The 17730-nt window shown below is 61.4% G+C and carries 11 protein-coding genes; 5 read left to right on the top strand and 6 right to left on the bottom strand.

All coding sequences use genetic code 11. The features are described from left to right. The first annotated feature begins 275 nt into the window (after positions 1-275). Positions 276-1439, top strand: a complete 1164-nt coding sequence (locus BLU63_RS05640; protein WP_010463443.1) for a type III PLP-dependent enzyme — start codon at positions 276-278, stop codon at positions 1437-1439. Between the two features lie 75 nt (positions 1440-1514). Here the strand turns inward: BLU63_RS05640 and BLU63_RS05645 are convergent, their stop codons facing one another. Both BLU63_RS05645 and BLU63_RS05650 read right to left on the bottom strand, forming a co-directional pair. Next, positions 1515-2291 (bottom strand): tetratricopeptide repeat protein, encoded by a 777-nt coding sequence (locus BLU63_RS05645; protein ID WP_083375038.1) that lies wholly within the window; start codon positions 2289-2291, stop codon positions 1515-1517. Further along, a complete protein-coding gene (locus BLU63_RS05650; protein WP_010463447.1) occupies positions 2288-2968 on the bottom strand; it encodes a Fe2+-dependent dioxygenase in 681 nt (226 codons plus the stop codon). The genes BLU63_RS05645 and BLU63_RS05650 overlap by 4 nt, the downstream gene beginning before the upstream one ends. 205 nt (positions 2969-3173) lie before the next feature. Here BLU63_RS05650 and BLU63_RS05655 point away from each other — a divergent pair, with 205 nt between their 5' ends. After that, positions 3174-5489 carry a TonB-dependent receptor gene (locus tag BLU63_RS05655; protein WP_083375039.1) on the top strand — a complete coding sequence of 772 codons (2316 nt, stop codon included), beginning with the start codon at positions 3174-3176 and terminating at the stop codon, positions 5487-5489. A 231-nt stretch (positions 5490-5720) separates the two neighbouring features. Then, positions 5721-8249 (top strand): PepSY domain-containing protein, encoded by a 2529-nt coding sequence (locus BLU63_RS05660; protein ID WP_083375040.1) that lies wholly within the window; start codon positions 5721-5723, stop codon positions 8247-8249. 131 nt (positions 8250-8380) lie between these two features. Here BLU63_RS05660 and BLU63_RS05670 read toward each other — a convergent pair whose 3' ends face one another. From BLU63_RS05670 to ptsP, 4 genes are all read right to left on the bottom strand, one after another. Further along, a complete protein-coding gene (locus BLU63_RS05670; RefSeq protein ID WP_083375042.1) occupies positions 8381-9922 on the bottom strand; it encodes an alkaline phosphatase D family protein in 1542 nt (513 codons plus the stop codon). Positions 9923-10085: 163 nt separating this feature from the next. Beyond that, positions 10086-11825 (bottom strand): PTS fructose-like transporter subunit IIB, encoded by a 1740-nt coding sequence (locus BLU63_RS05675; protein WP_083375043.1) that lies wholly within the window; start codon positions 11823-11825, stop codon positions 10086-10088. A gap of 11 nt (positions 11826-11836) precedes the next feature. Next, positions 11837-12778 carry a 1-phosphofructokinase gene (pfkB, locus tag BLU63_RS05680; RefSeq protein WP_010463457.1) on the bottom strand — a complete coding sequence of 314 codons (942 nt, stop codon included), beginning with the start codon at positions 12776-12778 and terminating at the stop codon, positions 11837-11839. Further along, on the bottom strand, positions 12778-15639 hold the full coding sequence (ptsP, locus tag BLU63_RS05685; protein ID WP_010463459.1) for a phosphoenolpyruvate--protein phosphotransferase: 2862 nt from the start codon (positions 15637-15639) through the stop codon (positions 12778-12780). The genes pfkB and ptsP overlap by 1 nt, the downstream gene beginning before the upstream one ends. 291 nt (positions 15640-15930) lie before the next feature. Between ptsP and cra the strand changes: the two genes are divergently transcribed. Both cra and BLU63_RS05695 read left to right on the top strand, forming a co-directional pair. Continuing rightward, positions 15931-16926 carry a catabolite repressor/activator gene (cra, locus tag BLU63_RS05690; protein ID WP_010463461.1) on the top strand — a complete coding sequence of 332 codons (996 nt, stop codon included), beginning with the start codon at positions 15931-15933 and terminating at the stop codon, positions 16924-16926. Positions 16927-16929: 3 nt separating this feature from the next. Beyond that, positions 16930-17706, top strand: coding sequence for a TatD family hydrolase (locus BLU63_RS05695; RefSeq protein ID WP_083375044.1), 777 nt, complete (start codon positions 16930-16932; stop codon positions 17704-17706). Positions 17707-17730 lie beyond the last annotated feature (24 nt).

The following is a 17730-nucleotide window of genomic DNA, read 5'->3' on the forward strand; positions in this document are numbered from 1 at the left end:
GAGCCTGCTTTTGCGCAGGACAAGGCGCGAGGCCCGCGGTTTGGTTGTTCCAAATAAGGGACGAGCAACGCAGCCCTGCGCAAAAGCAGGCCCGGCCCTTCGGGTTGTGCCTGAGCGCGCGCCATGCTGCGTTGCAGGCCTTGCGAAGGGAATGACCATTAGCGGCGGCCTGCGCCTTGCCTGGCACGCGCTCAGGCGCAACGCACTCGCGATTTCATTGATGACACACCCTCGCACCCATTGTTAATTTCAGTTTGCCAGTAGGAGTTCCCAGCATGTCGATCAACGTCGAAGACTATTTCGCGCGCGATACCTTCAACAAAATGAAGGCGTTTGCCGACAAACAAGAAACCCCGTTCGTGGTGATCGACACCGCGATGATCAGCCAGGCCTATGACGACCTGCGCGCCGGTTTCGAATTCGCCAAGGTCTACTACGCGGTCAAGGCCAACCCAGCCGTCGAAATCATCGACCTGCTCAAAGAGAAAGGCTCGAACTTCGACATCGCGTCGATCTACGAGCTCGACAAAGTGATGAACCAGGGCGTTGGCCCGGATCGCATCAGCTACGGCAACACCATCAAGAAATCCAAGGACATCCGCTACTTCTATGACAAGGGCGTGCGTCTGTATGCCACCGACTCCGAAGCAGACCTGCGCAACATTGCCAAGGCTGCGCCGGGTTCGAAAGTCTACGTGCGCATCCTCACCGAAGGCTCGACCACGGCTGACTGGCCTTTGTCGCGCAAATTCGGCTGCCAGACCGACATGGCCATGGACCTGCTGATCCTCGCCCGCGACCTGGGCCTGGTGCCTTACGGCATCTCGTTCCACGTCGGTTCACAACAGCGCGACATCAGTGTCTGGGACGCGGCGATCGCCAAGGTCAAAGTGATCTTCGAACGCCTGAAAGAAGAAGACGGCATCCACCTCAAGCTGATCAACATGGGCGGCGGCTTCCCGGCCAACTACATCACTCGCACCAACAGCCTGGAAACCTACGCCGAAGAAATCATCCGCTTCCTCAAGGAAGACTTCGGTGATGACCTGCCGGAAATCATCCTGGAGCCAGGCCGTTCGTTGATCGCCAACGCCGGCATCCTGGTCAGTGAAGTGGTGCTGGTGGCGCGTAAATCCCGTACCGCCGTCGAGCGTTGGGTTTATACGGATGTGGGCAAGTTCTCCGGCCTGATCGAAACCATGGACGAAGCGATCAAGTTCCCGATCTGGACCGAGAAGAAAGGCGAGATGGAAGAAGTGGTCATCGCCGGCCCAACCTGCGACAGCGCCGACATCATGTATGAGAACTACAAGTACGGTCTGCCGCTGAACCTGGCCATCGGTGATCGTCTGTACTGGCTGTCGACCGGTGCCTACACCACCAGTTACAGCGCGGTTGAATTCAATGGCTTCCCGCCGTTGAAATCGTTTTACCTGTAAGCGCTGAAGCGACAATCAAAAAGCCCATGACATGTCATGGGCTTTTTTGTGTCTGAAAACTTCTCCCCCGGCACTCTACAGCGCTTGCAGGGGGACGAGCTCCCGCTCAAGGTCGGCGCAGCGCTGAGCGTAATCGGTAGCCAATTCGCGAACTTGCCCGTTCTGCGCAGTCAACAACGTCTGACTCGCCACCCGCAGGAAATTTATATTTCCGCCGTCCCGCGCCTTGCGTAACCAACCCAGCGCTTCTTCGATATGCCCCTCGTCGGCCAGCACAGCGGCATGACTGAACTGCCCACGAAAATCACCACCGACCGCCGAGCGTCGATACCACTCACGCGCAGCTTGCGGATCCGCCGGAAAGCCCCGTCCTTCTTCCAGATAACGACCGAACAGGTTCATCGACTTCGCATGGCCCAGTTCTGCGGCGCGACGATAAAGACTCAGCGCTTGCGCCTGATCCTCCATCACACCTCGCCCGGTCGCCAGCAGATTGGCGTAGTTGTACATCGCCCAATCCAGCCCGGCGTCGGCGGCGATTCGATAATGCTGCGCGGCAACCGAAGCATCCGCCGCACACCCCCAGCCATGTTCATGACAACGACCGAGCATGTTGCGCGCCATCAGATGCCCGCGCCGGGCGGCAATCCCGAACCAGCGCACGGCCAGCGGCTGGTCCTGCCCGATGCCATTCCCGTCCAGCAGAATCTGCCCGAGCAAGGCTTGAGCATCGAGAATGTTTTCACGGGCAGCGATCAGAATCGCCTGGGCTGCACGAGCGGGGCTTTCTTCCAGCATGGCTTTGAGCGAATCACCGTCGAGGACTTCCTCGCGGCGCAATTGGAAACTCATACGTCGACCCAACGACGCAACAGGTTGTGATATGTGCCCGTGAGGCGGATCAACGACGGGTGATCGGGCATGTCCTGAGTCAATTGCTGGATCGCTCCGTCCATCTCGAACAGCAACGCGCGCTGACTGTCTTCGCGCACCAGGCTTTGGGTCCAGAAGAACGACGCATAGCGGGTGCCGCGGGTGACGGCGTTGACCTTGTGCAGACTGGTGCCGGGATACAAAACCATGTCGCCGGCCGGCAATTTCACGCGCTGGGTGCCGAAGGTGTCCTGGATTTCCAGTTCGCCGCCGTCATAGTCCTCCGGTTCGCTGAAAAACAGCGTCGCCGACAGGTCGGTGCGGACCCGCTCGATACCGCCCTTGGGCTGACGCACGGCGTTGTCGATATGGAAGTCGAAACTGCCGCCCGCCGTGTAACAGTTCAGCAACGGAGGAAACACTTTGTGCGGTAAAGCCGCGGACATGAACAGCGGATTTTTCCACAGCCGCTCAAGCATCGCCGCACCCACTTCCTTGGCCAGCGGATGACCTTCAGGCAGCTGCAGGTTGTGCTTGGCTTTGGCCGACTGGTAGCCGGCGGTGATTTTGCCATCGGCCCAATCCGCCTGCTCCAGAGCCTCGCGGATGCGCTGCACTTCTTCTTTCGCGAACACGCCGGGAATGTGCAGCAGCATGGGAGGACACCTGGAGGTAAAGAGGCGGCAATGGTATTGATTCTTATTGACTGTGTAAAACCCCGCGACGAACGAATCATCAAAAACCGTAAGGTCAAATTGTAAAGAATGTAAATTCCTCGCGAATAGTAACGTTTCGCAATTGATACAAATACGCGTCTACCCTATATTCCGCGGCCTCAAATCCTTGGGGAGGGGAATTCACATGTCACGCCAACACTCACATTTACCGGTCAGTTCACCGCGTTTGCTCGCGTCTGCAATTGGCGTGGCGATCACGGCCGGTTCTGCCGGCCACATGGTTTTCGCAGCCGAAAAGGCCGACGAAAAAGCGCCGGGCAATGCGATTTCCCTGGGGGCGACCTCCATCACTGGCGAAGCCCAGGATGCGACTTCCTACAACGTTGAAAAAGCCTCCTCGCCCAAGTACACCGCACCGCTGGTGGACACACCGCGCTCGGTCACCGTCATCCCGCAGCAAGTGCTCAAGGACACCGGAGCCCTCAATATGCAGGATGCGCTGCGCACCGTTCCGGGCATCACCTTTGGTGCCGGTGAAGGTGGAAACCCACAAGGCGATCGTCCGTTCATTCGTGGTTTCGACGCTCAGGGCGACACCTATCTGGACGGTGTGCGTGACACCGGTTCGCAGAGCCGCGAGATCTTCGCCGTAGAATCCATCGAAGTCAGCAAAGGTCCGAACTCGGCCATTGGCGGCCGTGGCGCGGCGGGCGGCAGCATTAACCTGGTGAGCAAAAAGGCCCACTTGGGCGACTCGTTCGACGGTGGTTTTACCTGGGGTTCGGACCAGACCCAGCGTTACACCCTGGACGGCAACTACCAGTTCACCGACACCGCCGCTGGCCGTCTGAACCTGATGAGCCACGAAAGCAATGTCGCCGGCCGTGACAGCGTCGACTACGACCGCTGGGGCATCGCGCCGTCGCTGGCATTCGGCCTGGGCACCGACACCCGGGTCAACCTCGATTACTACCATCTGGAAAGCAACGACACGCCAGACTCGGGCATTCCGTACACCATCCCTGTCGCAGGTTCCGCCGCCCGCACCAAGTCGAATCCGGACAAGCCGTTCGCCGGCGGCGATCACAGCAACTTCTACGGGCTGGATCGCGATTTCCGCAAGGGCCGCACCGACACGGCAACCTTTGCCATCGAGCACGACCTGAGCGATGCGCTGACCGTCAAGAACACCCTGCGCCACGGCAGCAGCATGCAGGATTACATCCTGACCCAGCCGGACGACAGCAAGGGCAACGTGAACAACGGCAGCGTCTGGCGCCGGGCCAACACCCGCGTGAGCAACACCGAGACCACCACGAACCAGACCGATCTGTTTGGTGACGTCTACATTGCGGGCTTCAAGAACAGCTTCGCCACCGGCATCGAGCTGAGCCGCGAGGAAAGCCAGAAATCCTCGTACAACGTCAACGTCGACACCACCCCTCGAACCGCGGCGTCGACCACCAACTGCTCGCCGGCACTGATCGGCGCGCCAAGCGGCTACAACTGCACCTCGCTGGCCAACCCGAACCCGAACGACCCATGGAACGGTGCGATCTCGCGGAACTACGCCGGCACTGATACCGAGTCCGATACCTACGCGCTGTATGTGTTCGACACCCTCGAGTTGTCCGAGCAATGGCTGGTGAACATGGGCCTGCGTTACGACCATTTCGACACCAAATACAAAACCTACAACGCGTCCAGCGTGACCACGTCCAAAGGGGATGACGTCAGCGAGTTCGTGACCGGCCAGTTCGGCGTGGTCTACAAACCGGCCGAAAACGGCAGCATCTACGCGTCCTACGCCACCTCCGCCACGCCACCGGGCAACACGCTGGGCGAAGGTCAGGAAGGCAACCCGTTGGGCGGCACGCCGGATCGCAACGGCAATCTGCTGAGCAGCGACATGGAGCCGGAAACCACCAAGAACTACGAAATCGGCACCAAGTGGGACTTGCTGAACGATCGCCTGTCGTTGACCGCCGATATCTTCCGCACCGAAAAAGACAACGCCCGCGTCCAGGTCGACACCACGTCCTATGAAAACGCCGGTAAAACCCGCGTCCAGGGCATCGAATTGTCGGCCAGCGGCAAGATCACCGAAAAATGGCAAGTCTTCGCCGGTTACGCCTACATGGACAGCGAGCAAGTCGACGGCGGCCCGCTGGGTAAAGCCAACGATGGCAACGAACTGCCGAACACCCCGAAAAACAGTGCCAGCCTGTGGACGACCTATCAGGTCACGCCGAAGCTGACCATCGGTGGTGGTGCGTTCTATGTCGACGACGTCTTCGGCAGCGTGGCCAACACCACCATGGTCGAGTCCTATGTTCGTTACGACGCAATGGCTGCCTACAAGTTGAGCAAAAACGTCGACCTGCAACTGAACGTGCAGAACCTGACCGACGAAACCTACTACGACAAAGCCTTCTCGACCCACTTCGCCAACCAGGCGGCGGGCCGCACGGCATTGCTGAGCACCAACTTCCACTTCTGATCAATGTAGGAGCGAGCCTGCTCGCGAATGGATGGTTGCCGCACCTCATCTGTGGCGACGGCTACAGCCTTCGCGAGCAGGCTCGCTTCCACATAAAGCAGCCGGCGCTATAAGGTCAGGCCCCGTTCATCTGCATGAACGGGGCTTTTGTACGTAAAAAAGAATGTTTCTCAGCAACCCACGGCATAATGCGCGCCGTGATGATTATTTCGAACGAACAAGGCGAGCGACGTGTTGAAGAAAACCCTGTTCCAGTTGCACTGGTTTTTCGGCATCAGTGCCGGGCTGGTCCTGGCCCTGATGGGCATCACCGGGGCGATAGTGTCGTTTGAGGATGAGATCCTCAGCGTGCTCAATCCTTCTGTGTTGCAGGTCGAGAAGCAGGTTGCAGGCGTCCTGCCGCCCGCCGAACTGGTGGAAAAAATCGAGGGCGCCTCCGGCAAGAAAGTCGCGATGCTCTGGGTCGAGACCGACAGCGGCAACGCCGCGCGGGTGAGTTTCACCCCGCCACCGGGCGAACGCCGGGGCGAGATGCGCTACTTCGATCCGTACACCGCCCAGTTCATGGGTGAAGCCACCGGTCAGGACTTCTTCGGCCTGATGCTGCAACTGCACCGCTTCCTCGCCATGGGCGATACCGGGCGGCAGATCACCGGGGCCTGCACGCTGATCCTGGTATTTTTCTGCCTGTCCGGCCTGTACCTGCGCTGGCCGCGCCAATGGAAAAACTGGCGCGCCTGGCTGACCCTCGACTGGAAGAAAAAGGGCCGCAGTTTCAACTGGGACCTGCACTCGGTGGCCGGTACCTGGTGCCTGGTGTTTTACCTCCTGTCAGCGCTGACCGGGTTGTCCTGGTCCTATGAGTGGTACAACAAGGGCTTGACCCAATTGCTGTCCGACTCTCCGCAGAACGAGCGCGTGCGCGGCGGTCGAGGTCCTGCCCCAAGCGGCCCGGCGCCCACCGCCGATTACGCCGCCATGTGGAGCAGCATCTACAGCGCCGCAGGTCCGGCACTCAGTGCCTACAACATCCGCATGCCGCCCGTGGCCGGCCAACTGGCGACGGTCTTCTACCTGTTGAACTCCTCGCCCCATGACCGTGCGCTGAACCAGATCAGCCTCGATCCGGCCACCGGCCTCGTCAAACGGCATGACCGTTACAGCGACAAGAGCCTCAAGGCACAACTGCTGACCAGCATTTACGCGCTGCACGTGGGCAGTTACTTCGGCATCGTCGGGCGGATCATCCTGACCCTCACCGCGCTGACCATGCCGCTGTTCTTTGTCACTGGCTGGTTGTTGTACCTGGACCGTCGCCGCAAGAAAAAGCAGATCAAGGACGCCCGCAAAAACTTCGCGCAAACGGGCAACAATGCGCCAGCCTGGTTGATCGGCTTCGCCAGCCAAAGCGGCTTTGCCGAGCAACTGGCGTGGCAAACTGCCGGGCAATTGCAGGCGGCCGGCCTGCCGGTGAAAGTCCAACCCTTGGCGAATGTCAGCGAACAGGACTTGCGTGAATCCAGCAATGCGCTGTTCGTGGTCAGCACCTTCGGCGACGGCGAAGCGCCGGACAGCGCCCGCGGTTTCGAACGCAAGGTGCTGGGCCAGGCGTCGAACCTGGAAAGCCTGAACTACGCGGTATTGGGTCTCGGTGATCGCCAATATCACCACTTCTGCGGCTTCGCCCGACGCTTGCACACCTGGCTTGGCGAGCATGGCGGCAAGACGTTGTTCGCCCCAGTGGAAGTCGACAGCGGCGACCCTTACGCCTTGCGTCACTGGCAGCAGCAACTCGGCCTGTTGACCGGGCAAGCACCGGTCGACACCTGGCAGGCGCCGAGCTACGACAACTGGACCCTGACCCGCCGCGAGTTGATGAACCCGGACAGCAGCGGTTCACCGGTGTACTTGCTGGGCCTCACCGCACCGACCACCAGCAGTTGGCTGGCGGGGGATCTGGTGGAAGTCCTGCCCCGCAATTGCCCGTGGGCAATCGAGCATTTCCTTGATGGCCTGGGTATTGAAGGCCGGGCGATGGTGACCTTCAGTGGCTTGTCGCAACCGCTGGAGCACGCCCTCGCCAGCCGACAACTGCCGGAAAACAGAACCCATCTGGTCGGCCTGCACGCTCAGGCACTGGTCGATGCGCTGGTGCCGTTGGCCATGCGCGAATACTCCATTGCTTCGATTGCGGCTGACGGCATTCTGGAACTGATCGTGCGCCAGGAAATGCACACCGATGGCAGCCTGGGCATCGGCTCCGGCTGGCTGACCGAACACGCGCCGGTGGGTGGCACCATCAGCCTGCGAGTGCGGCGTAACAGCGGGTTCCATCTACCGACCGAGCCGGTGCCGATGATCCTGCTGGGCAACGGCACCGGGCTGGCTGGACTGCGCAGTTTGCTCAAGGCACGCATTGCCGATGGGCAGCAACGGCATTGGCTGCTGTTCGGTGAGCGTCATCGGGAATACGACTATCTGTGCCGCGATGAGCTTGAGGAATGGCTGACTTCAGGCGATCTGGAGCGTCTGGACCTGGCGTTCTCGCGGGATCAGGCCGAGAAGATTTATGTGCAGGATCGGCTGCGTGAGTCGGCCGATCTATTGAAGCAATGGCTGGCTGACGGCGCCGTGATTTACATCTGCGGGAGCTTGCAGGGAATGGCATCAGGCGTGGATCACGTACTCAACGAAGTGCTCGGGATTGCAGAAGTCGACCGCCTCATCGAGCAGGGCCGCTACCGCCGCGACGTCTACTGAACCACCACAATCCCTGTGGGAGCGAGCCTGCTCGCGAAAGCGGTGGGTCAGACAACGACGCTGTTGAATGTGAAACCGCATTCGCGAGCAGGCTCGCTCCCACATTGGTTGTGTGTTGTTGGTGAAAACGGTCAGGCTGGCTGAAGCTTGCGTTCAAACACCGCCACCCCATCCAGATCCCGCAACACCACACTCATCTCCCCCGTCTGCCCATCGATATTCACCTCGCCAAAAAACTGGAACCCGGCAAACGGCGAGGTGTTCTGCGCCGGTGGTGCTTTCTCGAAAACCACCTCGGGCCCGAAGGTCTTGTCCAGCGGATTGGGTCCGAAGCTCCCGGCATTCAACGGCCCGGCCACAAATTCCCAGAACGGTTCGAAGTCCTGGAATGCGGCGCGGTCCGGGTGGTAATGGTGGGCTGCGCAGTAATGCACATCGGCCGTCAGGAACACGTAATTGCGCACCTGCTGCGCCCGTAAAAAGCCCAAGAGTTCAGCGATTTCCAGTTCACGTCGCTGGGCCGGTCCGGGATCACCGTTGGCCACTGCTTCCCAGCGTGCCACACCGGGGCGGATTTCTCCGTCGGGGACGCCGAGGCCGATCGGCATGTCAGCAGCAATGACCTTCCATTGAGCACTGGAGGCTTTTAACGAAGCCTTGAGCCAGTCGAGTTGCTCACGACCGAGAAACGGTTTGGCAGTGCCCAGGTTGTCGTCATTGGCTTCGCGATAGCTGCGCATGTCCAGCACGAACACATCCAGCATCGGCCCGTAGCCGAGCTTGCGATAAATCCGCCCGCCGCCATCGGCGCTCTGCAAACGCATGGGCGCATATTCGAGCCAGGCCTGGTGGGCGCGACCGACCAGGCTGTGGATATCTTTGCTCTTGTAGCGCTCATCCAATTGCTTGCCCGGTGACCAGTTGTTCACCACTTCGTGGTCATCCCACTGCCAGATCTGCGGGACTTCGGCGTTGAAGCGACGGATGTTCTCGTCCATCAGGTTGTAGCGGTAGTTACCGCGATAATCGTCGAGTGTCTCGGCGACCTTGCTCTTGGCTTCGCTGGTGATATTGCGCCACACCCGGCCGCTTTCGGTGGCCAGTTGCGCCGGCACCGGGCCGTCAGCGTAGATGGTGTCGCCGCTGTGGATAAAGAAGTCGGGCAGGCGCAGACGCATGGCTTCGTAGATGCGCATGCCGCCAATGTCCGGATTGATGCCGAAGCCTTGGCCAACGGTGTCGCCGCTCCAGACAAAACGGAGGTCGCGCCGGGTTTGCGGCACGCTGCGCAAATGACCGAACCAGGGTTCGCTGGTGACACCGCTTTGGGCGTCTTCGAAATACACGCGATAGAAAATCGCCTGATCAGCCGGCAGGCCCGTGAGCTCGACCCGTGCGGTGAAATCGCTGCGCGCATCGGCCAATGGCGAGACGAATCGGCGTGGGTTGCCAAACAGGCTGCGGGTGTCCCATTCGACCACCATCCGCGCCGGTCGGTCGCTGCGGCTCCAGATCATCGCCCGGTCGCCCATTAGATCGCCGGACTGCACGCCATCGGTGAGCTGCGGACGGTCCTTGACCGAGGCGATGACGGCCGGCGCCAGCCCTGGAAGCAATAGCCCGGCGCCGACGGCTTGCATGACACGGCGACGGCCGAGGTCGAATTCGCTCATGGTGTTCTCCCTGAAAAGGAAAACTAAAGCACGTGCGCATGAAACCGATGTGACACCGCCCCCCTGCAGGAGCGAGGCTTGCCCGCGAAGGCGATCTGACAGACACCTATTTGTTGAATGTTAAACCGTCTTCGCGGGCAAGCCTCGCTCCTACAACGTGGTGTCAGGCTTTGGCGGGTTCGAGTGCCATCCCAACAGCTTCCGGCCGCTTGAGCAGCGCATACGCTACCGCCGTCAGCAGGCTCCCCGCCACAATCGCCAGCAGATACAACAGCGCATGGTTGATCGCATTCGGGATCGCCAACACAAACAACCCACCGTGCGGCGCCATCAGTTTGCAGCCGAAATACATCGACAACGCACCGGTCAATGCGCCACCGGCAATGCTCGCCGGAATCACTCGCAACGGGTCTTTGGCGGCAAACGGAATCGCCCCTTCGGAGATGAAACACAGCCCCAATACCAGCGCCGCTTTACCGGCCTCGCGCTCGGTCTGGGCAAATTTGCGCCGTGCGATAAACGTGGCGATGCCCAAGCCAATCGGCGGCACCATACCGGCGGCCATGGTCGCGGCCATCGGGGCATAACTTTGCGAGGCCAGCAGCCCCACCGAGAACGCATACGCGGCTTTGTTGATCGGCCCGCCAAGGTCGACGCACATCATCCCGCCGAGCAGCACACCGAGCAGAATCGCGTTGGTGGTGCCCATGCTGTCGAGGAAGTGCGTGAGCCCTTCGAGCATGCCGGCCACCGGTTTGCCGACGATGTAAATCATCACCAGGCCGGTGAACAGGCTCGCCAGCAACGGGATGATCAGGATCGGTTTCAGTGCCTCAAGACTTTGCGGCAAGCGCGCATAACGATTGATCGCCTGCGCCGCATAACCGGCAATGAAACCGGCAATGATCCCGCCGATAAAACCGGCGCCCAGGGTGCTCGCCAGCAGGCCACCGATCATCCCCGGCGCCAGGCCCGGACGGTCGGCGATCGAGTAGGCGATGTAACCCGCCAGCAGCGGCACCATCAACTTGAACGCGGTCTCGCCACCGATCTGCATCAGTGCGGCGGCGAGTGTGCCTTCCTCCTTGAATGCGGAAATGCCGAACACGAACGACAAGGCGATCATCAGACCGCCCGCCACCACCATCGGCAGCATGAACGACACGCCCGTCAGCAGGTGTTTATAGACGCCGGTCTTCTCTTGTTTGGCCGGGCCTTTGGCACCGGTCGACGCGGTTTCCTGCTTGCCTTCGGCCAGCGCTTTATTCAGCGTCGCCTCGGCTTGCTTCAACGCAATGCCAGTACCGCAACGGTAGATTTTCTTGCCGGCAAAACGCTCGGTGGCGACTTCGATATCGCACGCCAGCAGCACCACATCGGCATCGGCAATCGCCGCAGCGCTGAGTGGATTGCGCGCACCGACCGAGCCTTGGGTTTCCACTTGCAGGTCATAGCCCAGACGCTTGGCCGCTTGCTGCAAGGCCTCGGCCGCCATGAACGTGTGAGCGACACCGGTCGGACACGCCGTGATCGCCACCAGGCGTGGCGCGTTTTGAACGGTGGTAGCAGGTTGCTCGACAGCTTCGGGCGCGACATACACCTGAGCTTCTTCAGCCCCGCGTCGTAGCACCGCTTCGACATCCTGCAGGGCATGCGCGGGCGTGCTCTGGAACACTTTCTTGCCGACGAATCGCGACATATCCACCGGCGCACTGGTGACCAGCAACACCCACTCGGCCGCTTCAATCGTGGCAGCCGACAGCTGACGTTCCGGATGCGCGGCATCGACCACTTCGACGCTGGTGCTCCAGCCCTGACGCTGGGCCGCTGCATCGAGCAAACGGGCGCACAGCACACTGGTGACCATGCCGTTCGGGCAGGCCGTAACAATGGCTAGTTTCATGACAAACCCTCTTATTGTTCTGTCAGGGTGCGGATGCGCACGCCCTGTTCGAGCCGCGCCAACTGCGCGACATCGCCAATTCCGAAACCGATCTGCGTGACCGCCATCGCGGCGATTGCCGTGGCGGTGCGCAGGGTCTGTTCAGGCGTGTCGGCACTGAGCAAACCGTGGAGCATGCCGGCCAGCAACGAATCGCCTGCGCCCACGGTGCTGACGACACTGACCTTGGGCGGCGTAGCGTGCATCGCCGAGCCGACACTGAACCAGTTCACGCCATCGGCCCCGTGGGAGATCACCACATGCTCGATGCCTTGAGCGTGCAAACGGCTCGCCGCTTCGGCTTGTGCTGCCACCGATATCACCTCGCAGCCCAGCGCGTCGGCCAACTCTTCAGTGTTCGGCTTGATCAGCCACGGGCCGGCCTTGAGCGCTGCACGCAAGGCTTCGCCGCTGCTGTCGAGGGCAACGTTCAGACCGAGGTTTTTCAAACGTTCAATCAACGCCTGCAACCACTGCGGGCTTATGCCCTGCGGCAGGCTGCCGGCCACCACGACCGCGTCATGACCGGGCGCAATCTGCTCGAGTCGATCCAGCAGCGCCTGCTGAGCCGTCGCATTGACCATCGGCCCCGGACCGTTGATGTCGGTGATCCGCCCATCGTTTTCCGCCAGTTTGATGTTGCTGCGCGTCTCACCGGGCACCCGGATGAACGCATCGACAAAACCGCGTTTGGCGAACAGGGTTTCGAACGCTTGAAGGTTGTCCTCACCGAGGAAACCGCTGACCGTCAGCTGATGGCCGAGGTCGGCGAGCACCTGCGCCACGTTCACGCCTTTACCGGCGGCGTGGGTGTGCATTTCGTCGCTGCGATTGACTTGGCCGGGCTCGAGGCGCGGCAACTGCACCGTCAAGTCCAGCGCCGGGTTGAGCGTCAGGGTCAGGATTTTGGCCATTACAGGGCCTCCACTAATGCGCGCACTTCATTGGCGCTGCCCACGGCCAGGGCCTGTTGGGCGAGAATTCTGGTTTGGCTGAGGCTGAGTTCGCGGATGCGTGCCTTGACCTCGGCAATGCTGCGACCGGACACGCTGAGTTCGTCCACGCCGAGACCGACCAGCACCGGCACCGCCAGCGGATCGGCTGCCAGCTCGCCGCACACGCCGACCCACTTGCCGTTGGCATGGGCCGCGCGCACGGTGATGTCGATCAGTTGCAGCACCGCCGGGTGCAAGCCGTCAGCCTGGGCTGACAAGGTTGGATGCCCCCGGTCGATGGCCAGGGTGTATTGAGTCAGGTCATTGGTGCCGACGCTGAAGAAGTCGACTTCCTTGGCCAGCACCGGCGCCAGCAAGGCCGCCGATGGCACCTCGATCATGATCCCCAGTTGCAGGTCAGCCACCGGGATTTCCAGACGCAGACGCTCGGTCATGTCCCGCGCCTGGCGCCACTCATCGACGCTGCCGACCATCGGGAACATGATCCGCAACGGACGGTTGTCCGCTGCACGGAGCAAGGCGCGCAATTGCGCTTCCATGATCTGCGGACGCTGCAAGGTCAGGCGAATGCCACGCACGCCGAGGAACGGGTTTTCTTCTTTCGCAATCGGCCAGTACGGCAGTGGTTTATCGCCACCGACATCGAGGGTGCGAACCACCAGGGGACGACCGGCCAGGCCGTCGAGGACGCGGCGGTATTCGACTTCCTGGGTGGCCTCGTCCGGCGCCTGGGAATGGGCCATGAAAATCAGTTCAGTGCGCAGCAAGCCGATGCCTTCGGCACCCTGCTCCACCGCGCTGGTCACGCCGGCACTTTCGCCGATGTTGGCGAACACTTCGACCGCATGGCCGTCGGTGGTCAGCGCCGGTTGATGGCGTTGTTCGGCGGCGGCTTTCAGGCGTTGTTCGCGGGTGTCGCGTTCTTCGGTGGCGCGCTGCAAGGTTGCCGCGTCGGCGTCCACATGCAGGCGACCGCGCTGACCATCAATCAGCAACGGCGTGCCCGGCGCCAGCAGCAACACCGCCGCACCAGCGCCGACCAAGGCCGGAATGCCCAGCGCCCGGGCGACAATCGCGCTGTGAGCGGTCGCGCCGCCACGGGCCGTGAGAATGCCGGCCACACGGGTCGGATCGAGACGGGCAACGTCGGACGGGCCGACTTCGTCCATCACCAGAATGTACGGCTGATCGGGTTCACTCGGGGTTTCGACGCCGCTGAGTTGCGCCAGCACCCGACGACCGATGTCGCGCAGGTCGGCAGCCCGTTCGGCGAGCAAGGCGTCCTGCAACGATTCCTGTTGTTTGGCCGCCGCTTCAATCACCGCCATCCACGCCGCTTCAGCGCTTTCGCCTTGCTTGAGGCGGGTGTCGACTTCATCGGTCAATTCCGGGTCGTCGAGCATTTCCTGGTGGGTGATGAAAATCTCGCGGATGGCTTTGGATTTGCTGCGTTCGATCAAGCCTTCGATGTCGCGGCGCACGTGCACCAAGCCCTGCTTGAGACGTTCACGCTCAATGGCGGCAGACTCGCCACGCAACGGGTATTCGATGGTTTGCAGCACTTGAATGTGCGCCGGGCCAATGGCGATGCCCGGTGCAGCGGCAATGGCCTGGACCAGACTGCCGGACGCTGGCGCCAGGAGCACTTCGGCGACATCGGCAAACACCTCGCGCTGCTGGCTCACGGCGGGCAACGGCTCGACGTCTTCACCGAGGCCTTCTTCGATGGCGGCCAGCAAGGCTGGCAAGGCATCGGCGGCGATGCTCGGTTCAGCGACGAACTCCAATACCTGACCGCGCCGGGCGCCGAGGCTGAGCAGTTTGCTCAAGCTCTTCACCGACACGGCGCTGTCCTGGCCATCGACGATGCGCACGCGGATTTCGCCTTCAAAACTTTTCGCCAACTGCGCGAGGATCTTCGCCGGGCGGGCATGCAAACCGTGGGCGTTGGCCAACGCAATGCGCGCGCTCGGCCAGTCCGCCGGCAGTTCACCGCCCAGCACTTCGAGGACTTTACGGCTGCTGGTGGCGCGACCCAGTTCATGGCCACGGCCTTCGATCAGCAGCGCACACAGGCGTTCGAGCAAAGCCTGATGCGCCTCGCCGAGGCTGGCCAGGCAGAACAGGCCACTGAGGGGCTGGCCGAGGTAGCGCATGGGCTTGTCCGGCGTGACGAACGCCAGGCCCGGACGCTTGACCGTTTGTTCGCTGTGCAGCCACCACAAGCCATCGCCCAGCGGCAGCGCTTCGACCTGTTGCAAGACGGCGGAGAACCCGTTACTCACGCAATCGGCCTGGCGCAGCAAACGCGCGCCGCGCCATACAAGTTCTTCGAAGTCATCGGCGGAGACACCAAGGCCGATCATTTGTGCATCCAGCGCCAGTTCCTGCGGTGCCCCTTGCAGCAGTTTCAATAAGGCTTCGGCGGAACTGGCGCGACGCAGGGCCTGGCCCAGGTCGGTTTCTCCGAGGGCACGGGTCAGCAGTTGCAGCAGTCGCAGGTGTTCATCGGATTTGGCGGCAATGCCGATCGCCAGGTAAACGATCTGGCCGTCGCCCCAGTCCACGCCTTCGGGGAATTGCATCAGCCGCACACCGGTGGAAAACACCTGATCGCGGGTTTCCGGCGTACCGTGGGGGATGGCAATACCTTGACCGAGAAAGGTCGAGCCCTGGACTTCCCGGGCCTGCAAACCGGCGAGATAACCCTCGGCTACCAGGCCATCGGTGACCAGATGCCCGGCCAGTAATTGCAAGGCTTCGGACTTATCCACAGCCGACTGGCCCATGGATATCTGCTCTATGGTGAGCTCGAGCATGCTTTCTCCTTTTTGGCGTCTGTGGGCGCCAGGTATTGTTTTGGATGATTCCAGCTTAGGCGCTTCGTCATCATTTTTGGCGGTTTCACGGCAGAACCGGCCAAATGCGCTTATAACGTAGAAAATACGCTTGCTGAAACGTTTAATCTAGAATGATTGGCACGTTACTCGATTATGTCCCATCCTTGAAGTCCAACTTGTCGGAAGCGTTGCGACAATGGTCGTCTGCCCGAATCGGGTAGGATTGGCGAAAATGTCGGGGCAAGCTCGAACAAACAAGGAAATCCCGAGTTGAAACTCAGTGATATCGCACAGTTGGCCGGTGTGTCCGTTACCACCGCCAGTTATGTCATTAATGGCAAGGCCGAGCAGCAACGTATCAGCAGTGCCACCGTCGAGCGCGTTCGTGCGGTCGTCGAACAACATGGCTTCACGCCCAACCCTCAGGCGGCGGGGCTGCGCAGTCGGCACACCCGCACTTTGGGCTTCATTCTGCCGGACCTGGAAAACCCCAGTTACGCAAGAATCGCCAAACTGCTCGAGCAAGGCGCCCGGGCGCGCGGTTATCAATTGCTGATCGCCAGTTCCGACGATGCGCCGGACAGTGAGCGGCAATTGCTGCAACTGTTCCGCGCCCGGCGCTGTGATGCCTTGATCGTCGCCAGTTGCCTGCCGGCCGGTGATGACAGTTATCGTCTGTTACAGGCCAAAGGCATTCCGATCATCGCCATCGACCGGGTGATGGAGCCTGAGCATTTCTGTTCGGTGATCAGCGATGATCGCGAGGCCAGCCTGCAACTGACCCGCAGCCTGCTCGACCCGCTGCCCAAGCAAATCGCGCTGATCGGTGCCCGGCCCGAGCTGAGCATCAGCCAGGAACGTGCCGCCGGGTTCAAGGAGGCGTTAAGCGGGTTCAAAGGCGACGTGCTGATCGAGCACGGCGAATCGTTCAGCCGTGAGTGCGGCAAGCAGTTGATGGAGGAATTGTTACAGCGCCTTGGGCATTTGCCGGATGCGCTGGTGACCACGTCTTACGTGCTGCTTCAAGGCGTGTTCGATGCCTTGCACGACTTCCCGCTGAAAACCCGTCCGCTGCGCCTCGGCACCTTCGGCGACACGCAGTTGCTGGACTTCTTGCCGCTGCCGGTCAACGCCATGGCCCAGCAGCATCAGTTGATTGCCGACAAGGCCCTGGCGCTGGCGCTGGCCGCCATTGAGCAGTCCGACTACCAACCCGGCGTGCAAGCCATCGCGCGGACCTTCAAGCAGCGTATTCGCCAGGACTGAACCGTGGAGCTGATTGACAGCCACACTCATCTGGATTTTCCGGACTTCGACGAGGACCGCACGGCGCTGCTCGCCGAAAGCCGCGCCCTCGGGGTACGGCGAATGGTGGTGCTGGGGGTTTATCAGGGCAATTGGCAGCGGGTCTGGGACCTGGTGCAAAGCGATCCCGACCTGCATGCGGCGCTCGGTTTGCACCCGGTGTACCTGGACCAGCATCGCCCTGACGATTTACTCGAACTCGGTGACTGGCTGACCCGCCTGGCGGGTCATCGGCAATTGTGTGCCGTGGGCGAGATCGGTCTGGATTACTTCATCGAAACCCTCGACCGTGAGCGCCAGCAGGCCTTGTTCGACGCGCAACTGCAACTGGCGGTGGACTTCAATCTTCCGGCGCTGATTCATGTGCGGCGCAGCCATGCCGCGGTGATTGCCACGCTCAAACGGTTTCGATTGAAACGCGCGGGCATCATTCATGCCTTCGCCGGCAGCAAGGAAGAGGCGCGCGAATACATCAAGCTCGGTTTCAAACTGGGCCTGGGCGGCGCCGCGACCTGGCCGCAGGCGCTGCGCATGCACCGCGTCCTCGCTGACCTGCCCCTGGAATCAGTGGTGCTGGAAACCGATTCACCGGACATGGCGCCCGCCATGTTTCCCGGTCAACGCAACAGCCCGGCGCACCTGCCGGCGATTTGCTCGGCGCTGGCCGGCATCATGGCGACCAGTCCCGAGCGATTGGCGGCCGCGAGCACGGCCAATGCCTGCGAGTTGTTCAACTGGTAAATCAGCCCTGCACAAAAACCTGCT

It is taken from the genome of Pseudomonas mandelii (assembly GCF_900106065.1).
GTDB classification, from domain to species: Bacteria; Pseudomonadota; Gammaproteobacteria; order Pseudomonadales; family Pseudomonadaceae; genus Aquipseudomonas; species Aquipseudomonas mandelii.